Source organism: Paenibacillus planticolens (assembly GCF_013141725.1).
Lineage (GTDB): Bacteria > Bacillota > Bacilli > Paenibacillales > NBRC-103111 > Paenibacillus_E > Paenibacillus_E planticolens.
Window position 1 is genome coordinate 76,984 of record NZ_WHNZ01000085.1, and the last position, 20,597, is coordinate 97,580.

18 protein-coding genes are annotated in these 20,597 nt (G+C 50.5%); 5 read left to right on the top strand and 13 right to left on the bottom strand.

All coding sequences use genetic code 11. The features are described from left to right. Positions 1 to 4: 4 nt before the first annotated feature. The 3 genes from GC097_RS32395 to GC097_RS32405 all read left to right on the top strand — a co-directional run bounded on the left by GC097_RS32395 (position 5) and on the right by GC097_RS32405 (position 2,792). Positions 5 to 895, top strand: a complete 891-nt coding sequence (locus tag GC097_RS32395) for an ABC transporter ATP-binding protein (protein WP_171687389.1) — start codon at positions 5 to 7, stop codon at positions 893 to 895. A 20-nt stretch (positions 896 to 915) separates the two neighbouring features. Next, complete coding sequence (locus GC097_RS32400) at positions 916 to 1,704, top strand: ABC transporter permease subunit (protein WP_246294593.1); 789 nt, start codon at positions 916 to 918, stop codon at positions 1,702 to 1,704. Between the two features lie 473 nt (positions 1,705 to 2,177). Next, the gene (locus GC097_RS32405; RefSeq protein ID WP_246294594.1) at positions 2,178 to 2,792 is read left to right on the top strand and encodes a transcriptional regulator; all 615 of its coding nucleotides are present in this window, start codon (positions 2,178 to 2,180) and stop codon (positions 2,790 to 2,792) included. Positions 2,793 to 3,565: 773 nt separating this feature from the next. On the opposite strand, the gene pruA is transcribed toward GC097_RS32405, so the two are convergent. Beyond that, on the bottom strand, positions 3,566 to 5,137 hold the full coding sequence (gene pruA, locus GC097_RS32410; RefSeq protein WP_171687392.1) for an L-glutamate gamma-semialdehyde dehydrogenase: 1,572 nt from the start codon (positions 5,135 to 5,137) through the stop codon (positions 3,566 to 3,568). 27 nt (positions 5,138 to 5,164) lie between these two features. Next, the gene (locus tag GC097_RS32415; protein ID WP_171687393.1) at positions 5,165 to 6,079 is read right to left on the bottom strand and encodes a proline dehydrogenase family protein; all 915 of its coding nucleotides are present in this window, start codon (positions 6,077 to 6,079) and stop codon (positions 5,165 to 5,167) included. 231 nt (positions 6,080 to 6,310) lie between these two features. On the opposite strand from GC097_RS32415, the gene GC097_RS32420 reads away from it, so the two are divergent. Next, positions 6,311 to 8,035 (top strand): sigma-54 interaction domain-containing protein, encoded by a 1,725-nt coding sequence (locus tag GC097_RS32420; protein WP_171687394.1) that lies wholly within the window; start codon positions 6,311 to 6,313, stop codon positions 8,033 to 8,035. Between the two features lie 56 nt (positions 8,036 to 8,091). Here GC097_RS32420 and GC097_RS32425 read toward each other — a convergent pair whose 3' ends face one another. Both GC097_RS32425 and GC097_RS32430 read right to left on the bottom strand, forming a co-directional pair. Next, the gene (locus GC097_RS32425; protein WP_171687395.1) at positions 8,092 to 8,823 is read right to left on the bottom strand and encodes an aminoglycoside adenylyltransferase domain-containing protein; all 732 of its coding nucleotides are present in this window, start codon (positions 8,821 to 8,823) and stop codon (positions 8,092 to 8,094) included. 69 nt (positions 8,824 to 8,892) lie between these two features. Continuing rightward, positions 8,893 to 9,705, bottom strand: a complete 813-nt coding sequence (locus GC097_RS32430) for a phytanoyl-CoA dioxygenase family protein (RefSeq protein WP_171687396.1) — start codon at positions 9,703 to 9,705, stop codon at positions 8,893 to 8,895. 185 nt (positions 9,706 to 9,890) lie between these two features. Between GC097_RS32430 and GC097_RS32435 the strand changes: the two genes are divergently transcribed. Continuing rightward, on the top strand, positions 9,891 to 10,823 hold the full coding sequence (locus GC097_RS32435; RefSeq protein WP_171687397.1) for an NHL repeat-containing protein: 933 nt from the start codon (positions 9,891 to 9,893) through the stop codon (positions 10,821 to 10,823). A 313-nt stretch (positions 10,824 to 11,136) separates the two neighbouring features. Here GC097_RS32435 and GC097_RS32440 read toward each other — a convergent pair whose 3' ends face one another. From GC097_RS32440 to GC097_RS32480, 9 genes are all read right to left on the bottom strand, one after another. After that, entirely contained in the window at positions 11,137 to 12,543 is a 1,407-nt protein-coding gene (locus GC097_RS32440; protein WP_246294597.1) for a sulfatase family protein, read from the bottom strand. A gap of 14 nt (positions 12,544 to 12,557) precedes the next feature. Further along, positions 12,558 to 13,949, bottom strand: coding sequence for a sulfatase family protein (locus tag GC097_RS32445; protein WP_171687399.1), 1,392 nt, complete (start codon positions 13,947 to 13,949; stop codon positions 12,558 to 12,560). After that, positions 13,946 to 14,485 (bottom strand): adenylyl-sulfate kinase, encoded by a 540-nt coding sequence (gene cysC / locus GC097_RS32450; protein WP_171687400.1) that lies wholly within the window; start codon positions 14,483 to 14,485, stop codon positions 13,946 to 13,948. The genes GC097_RS32445 and cysC overlap by 4 nt, the downstream gene beginning before the upstream one ends. Before the next feature lie 24 nt (positions 14,486 to 14,509). Next, the gene (locus GC097_RS32455; protein WP_171687401.1) at positions 14,510 to 15,505 is read right to left on the bottom strand and encodes a Gfo/Idh/MocA family protein; all 996 of its coding nucleotides are present in this window, start codon (positions 15,503 to 15,505) and stop codon (positions 14,510 to 14,512) included. Next, positions 15,499 to 16,935, bottom strand: a complete 1,437-nt coding sequence (locus GC097_RS32460) for a sulfatase family protein (RefSeq protein ID WP_171687402.1) — start codon at positions 16,933 to 16,935, stop codon at positions 15,499 to 15,501. The genes GC097_RS32455 and GC097_RS32460 overlap by 7 nt, the downstream gene beginning before the upstream one ends. A gap of 31 nt (positions 16,936 to 16,966) precedes the next feature. After that, complete coding sequence (locus GC097_RS32465) at positions 16,967 to 17,767, bottom strand: sugar phosphate isomerase/epimerase family protein (protein WP_171687403.1); 801 nt, start codon at positions 17,765 to 17,767, stop codon at positions 16,967 to 16,969. A gap of 18 nt (positions 17,768 to 17,785) precedes the next feature. After that, positions 17,786 to 18,775, bottom strand: coding sequence for a Gfo/Idh/MocA family protein (locus tag GC097_RS32470; RefSeq protein WP_171687404.1), 990 nt, complete (start codon positions 18,773 to 18,775; stop codon positions 17,786 to 17,788). A 17-nt stretch (positions 18,776 to 18,792) separates the two neighbouring features. Further along, positions 18,793 to 19,752 (bottom strand): AraC family transcriptional regulator, encoded by a 960-nt coding sequence (locus tag GC097_RS32475; RefSeq protein WP_171687405.1) that lies wholly within the window; start codon positions 19,750 to 19,752, stop codon positions 18,793 to 18,795. A 71-nt stretch (positions 19,753 to 19,823) separates the two neighbouring features. Further along, positions 19,824 to 20,582, bottom strand: coding sequence for a DeoR/GlpR family DNA-binding transcription regulator (locus tag GC097_RS32480; RefSeq protein WP_171687443.1), 759 nt, complete (start codon positions 20,580 to 20,582; stop codon positions 19,824 to 19,826). Positions 20,583 to 20,597 lie beyond the last annotated feature (15 nt).

Below are 20,597 nucleotides of genomic sequence, written 5' to 3' on the forward strand. Positions count from 1 at the left end.
GCGCATGTTGACCGTTCAGCAGTTGACCAAAACATTCCCGAGCGGGAAAGGCATTTTCGATGTATCTTTTACGGTCAAAAAAGGCGAGGTCTTCGGTTTTCTCGGTCCGAACGGGGCCGGCAAATCAACGACCATTCGGCATATCATGGGATTCATGAAGCCGGATAAAGGGTCGGTAACGGTTGACGGTCTGGACACGTGGACACAGCAAGGCTCGGTTCATAAATTGCTTGGATATTTACCTGGCGAAATTGCTTTCATCGAAGGAATGACCGGAAAAACCTTTCTGGATTTCATGGCTGAAATGCAAGGTTTGAAACACTTTGGATGGCGCGAGGAACTCATCGACCGTTTTCAATTCGACGTCAAGACCCCGATCCGCAAAATGTCAAAAGGCATGAAGCAAAAAGTCGGCATCGTCGCCGCTTTCATGCACCGGCCTGAGGTTATCATTCTGGATGAGCCGACTTCCGGTCTCGATCCGCTCATGCAGAATGTGTTTATCAACCTTGTGCTTGAAGAAAAGGCTCGCGGCACTACCTTCCTGATGTCGTCCCACAGCTTTCCCGAAATCGAGCGGACATGCGACCGGGCGGCAATTATTAAAGACGGTGCGATTCTTACCGTCAAAGACATCCATGAGCTGCAGTCGATGCAGCGGAAATTGTTCGAAGTAACGTTCGGACAGGAGGCAGATGCGGAAGCCTTTGTAAGGACATCCGGCCTTGGAATCGAATCTCGCGAAGGCAACCGGGTGCGGGTAGCTGTGCAGGGAGAGTACGCTCTCTTTTTGGCGGAAACGTCGAAGTATGCGATTCGGAACCTCGACGTGTTCACGCAAAGCCTCGAAGACGTGTTCATGAACTATTACGACCGGAAGGGGTCCTTACAATGAATGCCGCGCTGTATAAACATATGATGAAGATTCACATCAAAGGGATGATGAACTATGCGTTCGGTTCGGCTTTCTACATCCTGCTCATGTTCTGGTTGTTTCCAAGCTTCGCGGGGAATAATGCAGCGCTGGATGAGTTGATTAAGTCTCTGCCGGCCAGTGTTACCAATGCTTTCAACCTGGGCAGCGGTTTCGGAACAGTGGAAGGATTCATATCAGGCGAGTACTACGGCCTACTGCTCGTACTGATTGTCGCCATCTTCTGCATCCTGTTCTCCACACAGCTGATGGCGAAGCTTGTAGACCAAGGTGCGATGGCCTATTTGCTTGCAACGCCTGTCACCCGCGGCAAAGTTGCTGTGTCGCAGGCCCTTGTATTCGTGACAGGGCTGGCGATCATTATGGCCGTAACGACGCTGTGCGGTTTTGCGGGGTATGCCTTGTTCATCGGAAATTTGAGCGCTTTTCATGGCGCGGCCTATCTGCGGATGAACCTGGCAGCCTTCCTGCTGTTCTTCGCTGTCGGCGGCATCGCCTTTCTCGTCTCGTCACTGGCCAATGACGAGAAAAAAGCGCTCGGCCTTTCGGCCATGCTGACGTTTGGATTTTTCTCCTTGGATTTTATCGGCAAGCTGAGCGAGAAAATCGATTGGCTGCGCAGCCTGACCTACTTCTCGCTCTACGATCCGAGCGGGATCATCGTCGGCGAGGCGGAGGTAGGGCTGGCTTGGTCGATTTTGACTGCCATTGGCGTCGTGGCATTCGTGGCAGGCATTTTGCTGTTTCGTCGGCGGGATTTGCCATTGTAGGGGCGACTGGGCTGAGGATGAAACTCCTCCGCTGGCCCTATTTGCAGCATAGAGGCGGTGCAGGGAGTTTGGAGGAACTACAGTCCGCTATTTTAGCGATAAGCCGGGATTTCGCGGGGTAAGGGGAACTACAGGGCCTTATTTCGCCGGATTTGGAGATTTTATGGCGGATTTCGATAAATAACGGACCATAGTTCCCCGTCATTGGGCATCGGAGCGTTTTTCGAAAAAATAGCGCCCTGTATTTCCTATAAAGACTGAGGCGGAAGAAAGGACTGGCAAAATGTCCCCCTTTTCCGTTATACTTGAAAGAAATAAACAAGCTGGTCGTGAAGCACACGCCGCTTTCATCTCATTCGTATGGAGTTATCTCCTCTGCGAACAGGTGAAAGCGGCGTTTTGTTTTTTTCCAGTAATTAACCTAGTGAAAGCGGGAATCACAGATGAAATTTGAGCAATCCTTTGAAGCCTTCATGGCTTCACAGATAGCAGCAGAAGCGAATGGCCGCAGAAAAGAACGGCTGAAGCGAGGTTTAGGGCATGCAGAAATGGAATTTCTGCGCAGTGTATGGTTTCCTGCAGCCGGACATTTTGAGCACTTGTATCCGGAATGGGAGGTGCGTGATTTCGCAAATGGCTACCGCTACTTGGATTTTGCCTATATGCCCGGCGATGCCAAAGGCGCTATTGAAATCCAGGGCTACAGTACTCATGCGCGGGATCTTGAGCTTTGGCGATTCAAGGACCTATGCCTGAGGCATTGTCATCTTGCTTTGGATGGTTGGATGGTGATGCCGATCGCCTACCCATCTATCATGGAGTCGCCCAAACAATGTCAGCAGCTTATGCTGTCCCTTGTCGGCAAATTTATTTCCTCTCACGTTTCGGAGCGTCTTTCTTGGGTCGAATCCGAAGCCATTCGCTTTGCCAGAAGAATGGTGCGCCCCCTCACCCCTTCAGACCTCGCATCACATCTACAAGTGAGCACCAAATACGCTAGAAAGGTATTGCGGAGCTTGTGCGAAAAACAACTTCTTGTTGTAACGAGCGGGCATGCGCGTGCGCGTATGTATCAGTTGAATGTGTAGAATACGGCTGGCCCAGACACCTTACGAGGAACTACAGTCCGCTATTTGGGCGATAAGCGGAGACTTCGCAGGGGAAGGGGAACTACAGGGCTTTATTTCGCCGGATTGGGCGGAAACTCGACCAATATGAGGAAATAGAGGACCACTGTTCCCCATGCTTAGGCTCAAAGGCGATTTCCGAAGAAATAGCGCCATGTAGTTCCCTCAGCACCCGGGAGGTCCGGCGAGCTGGGGAAATCAGTCATTTGAGGTTGCTGAGTCAATACCTCCTCAATCAGATTAGCTAGTTTAGGAACGTGCGATTAGCGACTTTGTACGAGTTGAGCGTAGTTAATGCTGGGAATATCAGATTTAGTGAGCTACATTGGAGAGTGGATCGACATCTGTACTACAAGTTATCCATGCTGCCCAGCCGCCTAAGAGGAACTACAGTCCGCTATTTTGGCGATAAGCGGGGATTTCGCGGGGGAAGGGGAACTACAGGGCTTTATTTCGCCGTATTGGGCGGAAATCCGAGCAATATAAGGAAATAGAGGACCACAGTTTCCCATTCTTAGACAAAATGGCGATTTCCGAAGAAATAGCGCCCTGTAGTTCCCTCAGCACACGAGGGAGTCAGATTAGTTGGGGAAATCAGTCATTTGAGGCTGCTGAGTCAATATCCCCTCAAAAGCTTAGCTTGTTAAGGAGCGTGCTTACAGCAACCTTGGATGGGTTGAGAGTTAGTCAACGCAAAAAAGACGGACAATTTCGTCCGCCTCTCTTCAAAACAATTACACCTTGCGCGATGTCAGCTTCGCTTGTGTGAACAGCAGCAGATAGTCGTATCCGCCCGCTTTGGAATCCGTTCCCGACATATTGAAGCCGCCGAATGGGTGTACGCCGACCAATGCGCCTGTGCATTTGCGGTTAATGTACAAGTTGCCGCAATGTACAGTGTCCAAAGCTTCGGAGATGCGCTCTTCATCCGTAGAGAAGTACGAACCTGTCAAACCGAATTCCGTATCGTTGTACATCGCGATCGCTTCATTCCAATCTTTCGCTTTGGCGATGGCCAGAACCGGCCCGAAAATTTCTTCCTGCATGATGCGCGCTTTGCCACTCACGTCGCCGAATACGGTAGGCTGAATGTAGTAGCCGTTGCCTTCTGCTTTTCCGCCGCCCGCAAGAAGCGTTCCTTCGCTTTTGCCGACTTCAATGTAGTCAAGAATTCGCTCATAAGAAGTTTTATCGATAACGGGACCCGCAGCATAGTTAAGCTCAGGCAAACCGCTTTGTATTTGGTTCGTCAGGGCGACAACTTTTTCTACTACTTCGTCATACACAGATTCAACGATGATCGCACGGGAACCTGCGGAGCATTTTTGCCCTTGGAAGCCGAAGGCAGAAGCCACGATAGCCGCGGCAGCCGCTTGAAGATCAGCCGTTTCGTCCACCACGATGCCGTCTTTTCCGCCCATTTCAGCTACGACGCGCTTAATCCAAATTTGACCCGGAACAGTATCCGCCGCAAGCTTGTTAATTCGCAAACCGACCTCTTTGGACCCTGTGAAAGAGATAAAACGCGTTTTTGGATGAGTAGTTAAATAGTCGCCTACTTCCGCACCGCTGCCTGGAATGAAGTTGATGACGCCTGCAGGCAGACCCACTTCTTCCATCAACGCTACGAATTTGTGTGCAATTACCGGAGTCGTCGATGCAGGCTTAAGCAAGACGGTGTTGCCGGAAACGACAGCCGCCATCGTCATCCCAACGCAGATGGCAAGTGGGAAATTCCATGGTGGAATAATAACGCCAACGCCCAGCGGGATATACGTAAGCTGGTTGTTTTCTCCCGGAATTTTCGCTAATGGCTGCGTCTCGTTAATCTCGCTCAAACGAATCATCTCACGTGCGTAGAACTCGATGAAATCAATCGCTTCTGCGGTATCAACATCAGCTTCGACGTAGTTTTTGCCTGATTCGAGCAGCATTAACGCTGAAAATTCATGCTTGCGGGCACGCATCAAAGCTGCCGCTTTGAACAAATATTCCGCACGCTCTCTTGCCGGAACCTTTTTCCAAGTCTCAAACGTTTCGAGGGCAACGCCCATCGCTTTTTCTGCCAGCGCTTGATCCGCTTTACTCACATAACCAATAATCTCATCTACATTTCCGGGATTAATCGAAGTAATCTTAGCTTCTGTCGTTACTTTTTCCGAGCCGATATAGAGCGGGTACTCGCGGCCCAGTTCATTTTTCACTGAAGCAATCGCGGCTTGCATAGCCTTTTTATTTTCCTCAAGGTTAAAATCCGTAAACGGCTCATTGGCGTATGGGCTTACTTTTGTAAATGTTGTTGTCATGTCATTTCTCCTCTCCGAATGGGAAGCTTATTTAAACATATTTTTAAGAACAAACCAGACATTGGCTGGACGCTCCGCTAGCCTTCTCATGAAATAACCGAACCAATCCACCCCGTATGGGACATAGATGCGAACCCGGTAGCCTTCTTTCACTAATTGTTTTTGCAATTCTTCGCAGATGCCATACAGCATCTGGAACTCAAACTGCTCGCCTGAGATTCCATTTTTCTTAGCAAAATCTTTGGTGAAGTTGATAATGGCTTCATCATGACTGGCAATCGCCGTATAATGGCCGTTTAGCAAATGTTTTTGAATGATCTTTTTATAATTGTCATCGACTGCGCTTTTTTCCGGAAAAGCAACCTGCGGCGATTCCTTGTAGGCGCCTTTCACAAGTCGCAGATTCGCGCCAAGCTCGTGCAAATCGTCCATATCCTGCATCGTACGGAATAAATACGCTTGAATGACGATGCCAACATTATCATAGTCTTTCCGAAGTTCGCGATAAATGTCCAACGAAATTTGGCAGTGCGCGTAGTCCTCCATATCAATCCGAACAAAATTGCCATACATAAGAGCGCGGTCAAGAATGCGTCTCATGTTGCTTACACATAAATCTCTGCTTATGTCTAGACCAAGTGAGGTCATTTTAAGAGACAGATTGGATGTGACGCCTGACTTAGCAATTGCATCCAGCGTTTGTATACACATATCTGTGGATTCCAACGCTTCCGCTTCACTGAAAACAAACTCGCCCAAATGATCCAGTGTGGCAACACGGCCATCCTGATTGAGTCCGCGCACCGCATCAATGGATTGCTGAATCGTTTCTCCGGCAACAAAACGCGCCGCGCCAAAACGCAAACCGTATTTTTTAGCCAAGCGATTCGCCGTACGGCTCTTCCCTAAAGACTGAAACATGTTTCTCATCAAAAGTTCCATTTGTGTATTCCTCCAAGGGAATTTGTACAATAGTGTTTAATTTATATTTTCATTGTACACTATATCAACTATTTTGAACACTATTTGTTTTTGTGTATAATTTTCATAAGTTTGAACACTTTGCATTGTCTATACTAGTATCATACTCGCCGCCCTCTCCGAACGTGTTGAATCACCATGAGGTTCATGGTAAATTTATAGCAAACCAATGCAACACAAATGAGGTCGACTATGTTCAATAATGAACACTTTCCGTTCAACACCGCTATCGTAACCGTTTCTATACAAACAACACTTGAAGAAGTAGCTTCACATTTAAATAAAAATACGGCAGTTATTGCCCATTGGGCAGGTCAAAGCTGTTTGTTCACACCTGAGGACGCCAGTATACTGCCGGCACTAACAGCTGTTACGATTCAAGCCCTGCTGGAGAAGAGCTCATTCTTCCTAGCGGCTTCTGTTCAATTGGACGATAACAATGTCTTCCCGCAATTGCCGCAGGTGACGACGAATCGGCCTCTCTTGATCAAGGATAAGGAAGGGAATATTCGGGGATACTCCCCTTTATCAGCCCTGCTGCGTGCCGCCGCGTTCGAACAGCAAAAATGGTCCTCCTATTTCACTGCTCTTGCAGACACCGTTACCGATGCTGTTACCGTTGTTGATCGCGGCGGCGCTGTGATCTGCTGGAATTCAGTTGCGGAAGAACTCTATCAGCTTCCAAGCGCTGACGTTTTAGGCAAGCGGATCGGTGAGCATTTTGACGTGGAGACACTGATGGTGCTTAAAATTTTGGACGAAGGCCGTCTGATTCGGAATACGTATCACCGCCCGCGGCCAGACACGCATGTCCTCATTAACGCTTCGCCGATCCGCGATGCCGAGGGGCATATCATTGGCGGTATTGCGACTGAGCAGGATATTACCCAGTTAGTGCGGTTAAATGAGCAATTAACGGCCGCAGACTCGTTCGGGCTTCCTTATAAAGAGCAAACGGACGATTTATTTACTTTAATCAAAGGCAAAGGTCCAGCGATCGGCAAAGTGATTCAATGGGCCAAAAAAGTTGCAGCAACAGAAACACCCGTCCTCTTAATCGGAGAATCGGGTGTGGGAAAAGAGCAGCTGGCTCATATTATTCATCAATCAAGCTCGCGATCCGAGCATCCATTTTTGACAGTCAATTGCGGTATTGTTCCTTCCGGGTTGCTGGAGGCTGAATTGTTCGGCTATCAAGGCGGGGCTTTTACAGGTAGCGAAACAGGGCAGGCCGGAAAGCTGGAGCAAGCGAAAGACGGCACTTTATTCATTAATGAAGTGGAAAAGCTTCCATTAGAGGTTCAAGCCAAGCTCTACCACTATATCACGCAGCAAACGATTACCCGCTCAGGCGGAAGCCAGCCTATTCGTGTACGCACACGGATTATTATTGCGACTAGGCAGGATTTGGCCGCTAAGCTGGCAACTCATGAGTTCCGTTCCGATCTGTACTATGCGCTCAATGTCATATCCATCCGAATCCCGCCTTTGCGCGATCGAACGGAAGACATTCCGGCTATGGTTCAAATGTATCTGAAGCAGTTCTCTCTGCAGTATCAGAAGCCGGTTCCTGCGCTTTCGCCTGAGGTCATTTTGGCACTCACGAATTATGCATGGCCCGGAAATATACAAGAATTAAAAAATGTCATCGAGCGCTGCGTCATTCTCAGCGATGAAGACATGATCCTGCTAGAGCACTTGCCGTCCGCTCTGCAGGAGGGGCTTCTCAGTCTATCCTCTACGGAGGGGGATTCCGCCGCGATTTTGCTGAAAGCGAAAGTAACGGACGAGGAAGAAATTACGCTGATTGAAGAAGCGCTGGCCAAAACAGCAGGAAACAAAAGCGCAGCTGCAAAGCTGCTCGGCATCTCCCGCGGCACGCTTTATAACAAAATGAAAGAATTTCACATGGAGTAAAAGAAAAAGCAAAGCAAAAGTCCCCCTTCCATATCGGTATGGAAGAGGGACTTTTCTTATTTTCCGGCGTGCTCAAGGGTGTAAGTGACAAAGGCCAGCGTTTCATCGATTGCGTTCAACTCATCTCCCCTGCGCCATGCCATGGCTTGGCGGATCAGCGTCTCCCACTCGTTCCCGCGAGTGTTTATCATCCACATAGCAGCAGCGGGCTTAGAAGCGACAAGCCCCTTCTCGATCGTATATAAGCACCTGCACATCGTAAGAACGGCATACGCTTGATATTCACTCGTAGCAAGTCGTGACGCATCTTCCAACAAGGGTGCCCACCATTCTTTTAAAATCCCTTGAGCAGCCTTCTTGAGCCCAGCGGGTTCAACTGGATCAATCAGCCCAGTCGGGGGAGGACCGCTCAGAATGATGCCATGCTCACGAATGATGGCGCGCTGAATGATCCAATCGCTCGCATGTCCGTCAACCCCGAAGCTTCCATCACATCGCAATGCGGGATGCCGACACTTATGAGGATCATAGCGTCTTAGCGAAGCACGTGAAATATAAGATCCTTCCATGTTGACGGCCCATTTGAAACCTTGATTTCGCAGCTCGGCATGCAACCGATCTAAGGCGGGAAGCCGTTCCGCAAGCAGCTCTTGCCGGGTAACGACAAGAAAATCGACATCGCTCGTTTCGGGATTGAAGTCTCCCAGTGCCAAAGAACCGTGGACATACACGCCGACAACGTCCCGCGCAAGAACATCTTTGACCCCAATCAACAGTTGATCTAACATCTCATTTATATCTGGAAAAGGAGTAGGACTTGGGTTCTGTATCGGGATATCCCCTTTCTTAACGAAGGGCTATATCTGGTAAACAACCGGGAAGCTCTCCCCGGACATCAATTCACCTGCGGCTACATGAATATGGGGCTCCATCGGGTGACCGCCAGTCGGAGCATAGTACGTATGGCCCGGCATATAGTGAACCGCAATCGCCCTGCGTTTTAATTCTGAACGGTTGTTCGGACTGCCATGCCATGTCAAACTGTGGTGGTAGCCGACCTGGCCTTTTTTGATTTCAAAAGGAACCGCTTCCACTCTCGCCCCGTCAGGCAGCAAATCCGGCTGTTTGTGAACCGGCATGAATTCGTCGTTGGAGCTTAAATATTTTTGATGATTGCCCCATTTATGACTGCCGGGCACCATCCACATGCAGCCGTTTTCGATTACCGCATCATCCAACGCAACCCACGCACTGACCAAATCTGCCGGCTGAATAACGGGCCATAGCGGGTGGTCCTGATGCCAATGCGTCGGCCCTCCCATGACAGGCGGTTTGTATTGAATCTGATCGTGCCAGATCCGAAGCGTATCTGTCCGGCACAGCTGCGCAACTTCTTCGCATATTCTCCTGTTGGCCGCATGCTGTAAATAGACGTCGCTTGCCATCCAAATATTTACGATCTGAACGACCGTTTCCTTCTTCGTTATCGTCATCCCGTAATGGGAATTATCAAGCATATTCCGGTTAAGAATTGGCTTTTTGACAGATTTTCCTTCCATCACGTTTTCCAGTTCCTCACGGAGTGATTCCACTTCTTCATCGGATAAAACAACGTCGCCTTTTAGAAATCCCAATTCATCGAATTGTTTGATACTCTCTTGTGACAGCATGGTTGATTCCTCCTCGCTTGGTATATCCTTATTGTACGGTCGGCGCGCTATGCCGTCGTTAGATATTTCCAATCTAATCTTGCACTTTTCACAGAAAAATAGAGCTCTGGAAATTATCCGGCCTATTTTGCGGAAGCATGGTGTATGATGTTAAGGAAGCTTGTCACACACTAAGGAGGTTTCATATGTCTGAGCAGCTTATCATTGGAAATGCGTCACATCTTTATGCCGTGCAAGAAGGTTGGGGCCCACTGCCGGAAGGCATCCAATACGGTTACACACATGGGATATGTGTAGACGATGAAGATCGTGTTTATGTCCATCACACCGGCAAAGATTCTGTCATTGTATTTGACAAAGACGGCAATTTCCTGACATCGTGGGGAAGCGAGTTTGAAGGCGGAGCGCACGGTTTTTATTTACATCGCGATCCGGATGGACAACAGTATCTTTATTTTGCAGATACCAATCGCGCAATGATCGTTAAGACGACATTATCGGGAGAGGTGCTGCTGCGGATTACACCGCCGGACCGGCCTGATCTGTACAATGCTGAGCGCAAATATGTGCCGACTGATGTTTGTGTAGCACCTAACGGGGACATTTACGTGGCAGATGGCTATGGTCAATCTTATGTGCATCATTACGATGCAGAAGGAACTTATATCCGTTCCTGGGGCGGACCGGGCTCAGAGCCGGGAAAACTATCCCAGCCCCATGGCATATCCGTCAACCTTCGCGGAGAAGTGCCGGAATTATACATAGCTGACCGCAATAATAACCGGATTCAAGTCTTTACTTTGGAGGGCGAGCACCTTCGTTTCGTTGAGCATAATCTGGATCTACCTTGTTCCTTTTACTTCTTCGGCGATGAAGTCTATCTCCCTGATCTCCACAGCCGGGTGACGATTTTGGACAAAAATGACCGTCTGATCACACACTTAGGCGAGGATCAACAAGCTTATAAACAGATGGGCTGGCCTAATCTTCCCAAAAGCTATTACCGCCCGGACCGATTCAGCTCTCCGCACGGGGTATGTGTCGATTCCCAAGGCAACGTTTATTTGGCCGAATGGATTTCCGACGGCCGGGTGACGAAGCTGGTGAGGCAGCGGTAAAAAACAGGAGCCTGTTGGCTCCTGTTTTTTTGGCTTGGCGCACACTCCTGCCATTTCCTTCTATGCTTGAAAGTAGGATGTGCGTCATTTACTATTTATCTCTGTGCTTCGAGTAGAAGTGCATCATTTCCGGCTGATCATGCAAAAAGTACATCAAATTCAGCGTGGAAGTCTCGTTTAGAGCTATTTTCCTTGAATTTACTGTACTAAATACATGATTATCTCCATAAATCGAAAAAACAGAATTTGCTGCACTTTTTACATCAAGTCAAGTCAAATCAAACAAAGCAAATCAAAAGTCCATACCCACCAGCTACCCCTTCCGCCCCGCCAGCAGTTGCTCGCGCATCCACGTATTTTGCACGATGCCATCGCCCGCCTCATGCAAAATATCATACAAGCGCTTGCGCAGCTCGGCGACAATCCGCTTGTTGGCCGGATGATGAATCGCGTTATGAAGCTCATGGGGATCATCACGCATATCGTATAGCTCATCAACGTCCGTACAATTCCAGACGTATTTCCACTCCCGGGTGCGAATCATCCGCTGCGTGTAAAGGCCGAACTGCCCGCCGTTGTAGGAGGCGACAACTTCATCCCGCCACTTGGCAGGCTCCGTGCCGCGAAGCAGCGGCAGCAGCGATTCCCCGTGCAGCCGAGCATCTGCGGAAGGAGCCGAACCGCCGATCGCCAGCAGGGTCGGAGGCAGATCCAGCAAGGACTGCACGAACTGGTCGCAGCGGCTGCCGGCGGCTATAACACCGGGCCACCGAATGATCAGCGGGACCTTCACGACATCCTCGTAGAGGACATAATGTTTATCCAGCATCCGGTGCCCGCCGCACATGTCGCCGTGATCGGTTGTAAAAATGACAACCGTATCCTCACTTCTCCCCAAAGCGTCCAACTCCGCCAGCAGCTTGCCGATCGCATCATCCAACTGCGAGACGATCTCATAATAACGAGCGACAATAGGCGCCCACTCCGTCCAGTCATAATTCTCGATATGCCAATTTCGGAGCTGCTGCTCCTGGATATAAGGCTTATTCGCGAACGTTTCACGAAAGCTTCCCCATTCGGGAATGCACGCAGGAGCATACATCCCGGCAAATTCGGCAGCCGGTCGGCACGGCAGATGCGGCTCTTGGAAATTGACCCGAAGCTGCCAAGGGGATCCCGCGCTTTCCTCACACAGCCGCCTCATCAGTCTCCCCGCCATGTCTGCCGTCTGATGAGTGCGGGTATCCGCGAGCGGCAACGGGTCCGTTTCGCCAAAGTAACCATTCGCATAGGCAAGGTCCGGATGACGCTCCTTCAGCCACTCCCGATATTTCTCGTCGCTGGACACAAATACATCGTATCCATAGTGCGTCGGATCATAGGTCGGATGCACATCCCATTTTCCGATATAGCCGTTCACGTATCCCGCCTCTTGCAAAGTACGAGCCCACGAGTAGCTCGCAGGCTCTAGCGCACCAACCTGCATCCCCAACGAAAAGTTCCACAATCCCCCGAAAGATTCAGCCCGCCTGCCGCAAACGAAAGATTGCCTCGCCGGACCGCACACGGGGATATGATTGTATGCACGCTCGAACCACATGCCTTCGGAAGCAAGCTTATCGAGATGAGGCGTAAGTACAGGCGCCTGCCTGCTATAGCCGAGACAGTCATACCGCAGCTGATCGACCATGATGATAAGCATATTAGGCTTGGAAGCCATCTCAGTCACCCTGTTTACCTCCCTGCATGCCTGGCTGCGGAGGCTTCATCGAATCGGTCCCTCCTAGGATCTTTCATCCACTCGTCCCAAGTTAAGCCGTATTGCAGCAAGATCTCATGAATCCGATTGCGAAACGGAAGTCCCGCTTCGATCTGTGTCTGCATCGGATCTCCCCGCCCACCCAGCATCTTCTCTATCCACGCATCCAACTGATATTCAAGCTCATCGGCAATAGCCGGATGGCTTTCTGCGAGATTAACCGTTTCGTCCGGATCAACACGCAAATCGTATAATTCTCTCGGCGGACGGACAAACGGCCCCGCATCAAGCGTACGAATAAATTTATAATCCTTCGTCACGATCCCTCTGCTGGCCTGCCAAGCGCACTCGCTTAAATAAACCGCGTCATGCGTCCCATCCGCCTCCCCCCGAATACTCGACCACAAGCTGCGGCCGTCGATGTTAGCCGGGGTCAAAATGTCGGCTGCTTCCAAAATCGTCGGCAGCATGTCAACCTGCTGAACTAAGCCTTGGACTCTTCGTCCTTCGGGAATTCTTCCCGGCCACCTCATGATCATCGGGACTTGAACCGAGGCTTCGTATAAACCGCAATGATCCCAATAGATCTCATGCTCCGTCAAGCTTTCCCCATGATCGCCGAACAAAATCAGCAGGGTGTCCTCGTAAAGCCCCTCCGCAATAAGAAGCTCATCGAGCTCGCGAAGGCGATCATCGAGATAACGGACCTCTGCATCATAGAGGGCATTGACGTAAGCAGCATCCGTAACAGGGCCCAGCAGGTCATAATGATGGTGTTTAAAAAACGGATAAGCCGCATGATTATATGCGGCTTGCATGCTGCGATTCGCGGGATCGTAAGGATCGCGACTCTGATCGTAGAAAGCGGGCACATAGCTGGCCGGCGGCTGATAAGGCGTATGCGGGTCCCAGTAATGCAGGAACAGAAAGAAATCATCCTCTTTATGCTCGCGAATCCACTTGAAAGCCAGCTCATTGACGGACTTTCCATCGATGCTCCGCGACTTTTGAACCGAATTGATGTAATACCGGTAGCCTCTGGCGAACCATTCCTTTAATTGATATAAATTATCGACGGCTGCCGTCGTGAACCCGTGGTTTTGCAGAAGCGACGGCAGCCATGACTCTTTTTTCGGCAGCTGTGTGAGCGGTGAACCGTGGGAAACAACGCCTGTTCGCAGGCCCACTTTACCTGTAAAAATGCCCGTATGAGCCACTTCCGTCGGTATGTCCGCCGCATAAGCCCGTTCGAATAGGACGCCTTGGCTCGCGATTCGATCCATATAGGGCGAAGTCGGCTTCTCATAGCCATAACAGCCGAGACGAGAGGCGCGCATGGTGTCCAGCGAGATAAAAACGATGTTCATACGGCTTCACTCCGTCCCGTTTTGGTCGTCATGTAATCCATGATTAAAGCGACATTGTTCTCCACTTCGTCCATTTGCGTGCGAATGACGATGTCGGGCGTTTCCGGTATCTCATACGGGTCTCCAATTCCTGTAAACTGCTTGATTTCGGCGTTTCTGGCCTTAGCATACAATCCTTTCACATCGCGGCGTTCACACTCTTCAAGCGGGCAGTCCACGAAAATCTCGACATAACCCAGCAGCTCGGCTCGGGCATGCTCTCTCATCTCTTCATATGGCGTGATCGCAGATACGATGACCGTAACACCGTTGCGTGACAGTAGCTTGCAAAGAAAGACGATCCGCTTAATATTCGTGAGCCGGTCCTCCCGGCTAAACCCCAATCCATGGGAAATGGTTTGCCTAAGCTCATCTCCATCGAGCAGTTCTACTTTCCTGCCGCTTTCGCGAAGTGGCTCAACCAAGGCACGAGCCGTCGTTGATTTGCCTGAGCCTGAGAGACCGGTGAACCACAGCACCTCTCCATGTTTACTCATTACCTTCCTCCTTCGGATCGGTCTTTAGGAAATAGGAACAACAGCGCCATTCGCCAGATGGGAGCGGATAGCCGCTTCAATAATTTCTTGGACAGCAAGGGCGTCCTCGCCGGAGGCTGCAATCCGGTCCGGAGGGACTCCCTCCTTCACTTCCTGGATAAAAGCATCGAGACGCAGACGAAACGTATCATCGAACCCCCGCATGCCGCCCATGATTGAATTTCGGTACACCCGCAAGTCTTCCTGACGGTGAGGATAATACGTAAGCGATTCGTACACATTATCCAGCACAAATCTGCCCTGATCGCCTGCCACCTCGCAAGCTTCAATCGGGTGAATGCCGAACATATCGTAGCTTCCGAGCAAATGCCCTACCGCGCCGGAGGCAAATTCTAAGTTAATAGAAGCCGTTGACCAGACAGTGCGGCCAGGAGCCTTCGTCAGAAAAGCTTGAACACGGCGTACTTCACCTGCAAAATAGCGCATCACATCGAGCGAATGCGGGTGCAGCGCGCGCAGATGTATCCAAGGACTGGTTTCGTTCGGATTGCCGATAGTCAGCTTCATGTTTACAAAAAGCGGCTGGCCGATATCTCCGTTCGCCATCCATTGCTTCGCCTTCTTCGCAGCAGGCGTAAAACGGTGATTGAGATTGCAGGCGAGACGAATGCCTTTCTCCTTGGCAAACCGCACCATTTGTCTGGCTTCTTCCAACGAATTCGAAATCGGCTTCTCCACGAGAACGTCTTTCCCAGCCGCAATGGATTTCATAACAGGCTCTCGATGATGAGAGCCATTCTCGAATCCGCCGGTAGCTACGCTTACGATATCGAGCTTTTCGGTTTCTAGCATTGTATCCAAGTCATAATAAGCTTTCACGCCAAACTGCGCAGCAACCGAATCTGCCAGGACTTGGTTCAAATCGCAAATCGCGACAAGCTCGCTGTCCGGATGCTCCTTATAGCAGCGGCAATGTATACGTCCGATGTGATTGACCCCGACAACCGCTACCTTCAGCATGTCGAATCGGCTTCCACTTCTTCGGCTTCTCCCTCAGCTGCGGTCTCTGCCTCTTTCGTCTGCAGCGATCGTGCCGTTCTCGGCGAACCGATGTGCATGGAATCAAACGCCTGCTGCGAAGTTTTGAACGGGCCGCAGCCCAAGCCATGCCAATTCAGGTTCGTATAGATCGGATTCTCGCGCCCTGTCTCTTGTTCCCGCTTCGCGATATGCGCATGTAACCGATTCATGAGCAATGACGCTACTTCCGGCTCCTCGTCAATAAAGTTATGCAACTCCTCTGGATCGCGGACCAAATTATACAGCTCCACCGGAGGTTTGAAATGCAAATCCGGCTCGAGCGCTACGATCAGCTTCCATTCCGGCGTCCGCCATCCATGTTTGCGCATCCATGTGCATTCCGTAATGTACATTTCGCTTTCCGGCACCCGCTCCCCGCCATTGACGAGCGGAATCAAGCTGCGGCCGTCGAAAGCGATGTCGCACGGAATGCCCAGAAGCTCGACAATGGTCGGCATCACATCTTTAATTTGCGAGGAACCGGCTACGCGCTTCCCTGCCGGCAGTTTGCTCGGATAGCGCAGGATCAATGGAATTCGCAAATTTGTTTCATAAAGGCCATGATGGTCATAATAGCAGTCATGTTCATTCAATGTCTCGCCATGATCGGAGGTGATGACTACGAGCGTTTCATCTTCGATGCCCAGCGCTTCAAGCGCCGTAAAAATCGACTGAATGCCCGCATCCATATAGGCAATTGCGCCATCATACTGCGCATCGATATACTTGCTGTCCGTACAGCCTTCCGGGAACCAGGAGCTGAAGTAATCGGCAAACGGTTTAAACGCATAAAGCTCATCCAAGGATTGATTACCCGGATCGCACTCATCGCCTTCGTAAAACATCCGTTCAAACGGTTTTGGCGGCAAATAAGGCGAATGCGGATCCATGTGGCGCAAAAAGAGGAAAAATGGTTTGCCTTCCTCTTTCAGGCGCTTCATCTCAGGGATCGCAACACGGTTCAAGTTATCTGCCTTCGGACTTCGGCCGGTCTCGTCGGCTCCCCAGCCCTCGAAGTCTATATACTTCTGAAAGCCGCGTGCCGATGGGTTGCCTGTGAATCCGATACAAGTCGTATTGTAGCCGTTCTCCTCCAGCAGCTCGGAAAGGATCTTGACGTGCTCGCCTACAGGTCCATCGTGCCGCAGCGCGACAACGTCCGTTCCGAAGCAGTCCATCCCCGTAAGCATGGAGGCATAACCCGGGGTCGTCGGAATGCTGGGCGAAAAATGCTGCTCAAACAGCACGCCTCCCTCGCTGTACCGATCAATATGCGGCGTCGTTAGACGATGATACCCATATCCGCTCATATGGTCCCTACGCAAGCTATCTATACCAAGCAGCAGTAAATTCGGCAGTTTCGTTGTCATGGGAACTACTCCTTCTCCGTTTATAATAGGCTTATCTCGCTCCAAAAGAACGCAGCACAGCATTCAAATAGCCATAGCTTTCAGCAGCTACAATGGATACCTGCGCGAGAGAGTGTCCACTCGCGCCGATGACTTCGAGGCAGACAGGACCCTCATAACCGTTATCCGCAAGCACTTTGCAGTAGCCGATCAGATCAATGTCGCCGCGCCCGCAAACTTGCTTATCGATCGATCCCGGACCTGCCTGCCTGCCGCTGCAGTCCCGGATATGAATATGCTTCACGCGCGAAATCACTGCCGGCAGCGCAGCTTCCGGGTTCTCGCCGGCGCGATAAATATGGCTCGGATCCATATCGATGCCGAAAGCCGGATCAGCGATAGCCTCAATCGCTCTTAACGAAGTTGGCGTGTTGTAGATGGAGCCGCCCACATGCGCTTTCACGCAAAGCGTCACCCCGTACTCACTCGCAAGCTTTGACATTCGGGTCAGCTTCTCAATCGTGAATTGCAAATCTTCTTTCACGTCCGACTTTCCGCCCGGACCCACATTGACAACCGGGATGCCGAGTTCAGCCGCAGCTTCAAAAGCAAGCGGAAGCCGGGTCTCGCTTAGCTCCGCCACCTCCATCGACAAGAGCTTTAAGCCAAGCTCCTCTGCAATGCTCCTAATCTCGGAAGCCTGCTCCCGCCACCGGTCAAGCTCGATGTGTTCGCACATCCCTTTGATCGCTGACAGCTCCACGCCGTCATAGCCGCAAAGCTTGATATGCTGCGCTGCCGTTTTGAAATCGAAATCTTTAAAGAGTACGGAATTTATCCCTAATTGCATCATAGCTTACAGCCCCCCCAGTTAAAGTTCAATAATGCTTGAAGTTTCAAATGAACGAATAGCCGCTTCAATAATCGTCTGCGCCTTCAGCGCTTCTTCTCCCGAGCCATTGATTTGATCGTAAGGCACCTTAGCGTCCAACTGTTCAATCCAATCGCTGATGCGGCTTTTAAACGTTTCGTTGAAATGGCGCATACCGCCCAGATAGCTATAGCTTTCCGTAGCAATGCCATGGCGTGGATAGAAGGTTAAATGCTCGCAAGCATCGTCCAGCACGAAACGTCCTTTGGAGCCGACAACTTCACAGCGCTCCAAGCCGTAGCTGGCTCCTGCATCGTAGCTGCCGACCAGATTCCCGATCGCCCCGTTTTCAAATTCCAGCATAATCTGCGCATTGGACCAAATTTTGCGGTTTTCGCCTTTCATCATGAAGGCGGCTACCCGCTTCACATCCCCGCAGAAATAGCGAATCACATCGAAGGAGTGCGGATGAAGCGCACGCAGATGGAACCAAGGCGACGTTTCTACCGGATTGTTGATCCACATTTTCATATTAATCATGTGCAATTGACCGAGGCGGCCTTCCTCCACCCATTCTTTCGCGCGAACCGCCGCCGGTGTAAACCGATGATTCAGGTTAACGGCAAATGGCAGTCGTTTCTCTTTGGCCAGCGCCACCATCCGCTCCCCTTCGTCAATCCGATTGGAAATCGGCTTTTCCCCCAGAACAGGAATGCCTGCCGCCAGAAGCTCCATCGTTGGCAGATAATGCTCTCCGCCGTTCTCTTCGCCTTTGGTCGCCATCGAGCAAGCATCCAAATGAATGCCGCTAGCCAGCATATCCTGTACGCTATAAAAAGCTCTGCAGCCGAATTTGGCCGCTGCCGCATCCGCTTTCTCTTGAATAATGTCACACACAGCAACAAGCTCTGTTTTCGCATGTTCATGATACACATTGGCATGGATCGAACCGATATTGCCTACCCCGACAACTCCAACCTTTAATGTCATCGCCATTCCTCCCGTTTCTAATGAACTTCTTGCGCGCCACCAAGAACCTCCCCGTGCAAATCACGGTACTGCCCAGGCGAGCAGCCAACCTTGCGCCGAAACAATTGCGTGAAAAAGGCCGGGTCCTCATAGCCTACACGCTGTGCAACATGAATCACTTTCTCATCGCTTTCCGCCAAATACTGCTTCGCCCGGTCAATCCGGATCTCATGAATCCGCTCCGTAACGGTCTGATTGGTTTCCTGCTTAAACACCCGGTTTAGCTGCCTGCTGCTCAAATTAAACAGCTCGCACAAGTCGGGGATGGTCATTTTTTTATCAAAATGGCGCTCCAGAAATCCAGTGATCCGGCGAACGAGTATCGAGTGATTCGCAGAGCGTGAGCTCTTCTTTTCCTTGGTTTCGGAATCCGCGTAGCAGCGAGACAACAAAATAAGCAGTTGCAGCAGTTGCAGCTTAATGATCGTTAAATAGCCCGGCCGGTGATGCTCCCATTCTGTCATCATCGTTTCAAACAAAGTAAGCACCGTATTTGCTGCCTGCCCCATCAGATTCAATCTATGGTGGAAGCGCTCTCTAGGATTTAAAAAAGGATGCACATAGTAGTAATCCATGGACTGTGACACGCCCAATTCCTTCAGCAGAGATTCATGAATCAGCTCCGGCGTAAACAGGCAGTTAATAATTTCGATACCTTCCCCCGGTTTCGTACGATACGTATGAACTTCCCCGGGATTGATAATAAAGACATCGCCCGCTTGAATCCGGTAAGATTCGCCTTCAAACACATGCTCCGCTTGGCCGCTGACAACATAAACCAGCTCGATAAAATCGTGCGCATGCGCCGTCGGGATATTGTGCTGATTATGAATGCAGCGGTTAATCCAAAACGGAATTTGCTTGTCTTTCATAAATTGACTCTGTCTCAGTAGATATACCATATGTACAAATCCTTCCTCTGCTTCTGTCTTCATCATAAGGCTTGCAGCTCATGTTTTCATTGCGGTTTCAGCCATCTTACAAGGGGATTGCGCCATTTCAATCCGTTCTATACTTGAATGACATGAATAAATTTGCGCTGCAGCAGCTGAACATGATCAACAGGCGTTTGTTCATCGGTAATCAAATAATGAATCTGGTTCCAAGCGCCGATCATCGTAAAGGCCTGCATATCGAATTTACTGTAATCCGCAAGGACAAATACTTGCTCCGCCATGCCGATCATTTTCCGTTTCACCCGTGCTTGCATTTCATTCGACTCGCTGATGCCCCGTTCCATATGTACGCCTTTGCAGGAAACGAACGCTTTATTTACATGATACTCCTCCAAAGCCTGCTCCGTCAGCGGCCCTACGAAGGAAAGTGAATTGGGCACAAGGATGCCTCCTGTGCTGATGACGCTGACATTCTTTTTATCGCTTAGAACCAAAGCGACCTTCAAGGAGTTGGTGATGACGGTGAGAGGAATATCGGGCAGCTGAGCCGCCAAATGCCATGTCGTGGAGCTCGCATCGAGGACGATGCGATCGTGCGGCTCCACGTAGTTAACAGCTTGGGCCGAAATACGCTGCTTTTCCGTCACATGCACCGTTTCTCGAAGCTCGTATGACGTTTCGGACGTTTGCGGCTGCAGGCGGATCGCTCCGCCATAGCTGCGCAGCAATCGTCCTTCGCTTTCTAGGCGGTCCAAGTCCCGGCGGATCGTTTCTTCGGTAACCCGGCATATTTGGCTGAGTTCGGTGACGCGCATGCTTCCCCGCTCGTTAACCAGCCGTAGAATGTGCTGAACCCTTTCCGCGACCAGCATCATCAAACACCTCCC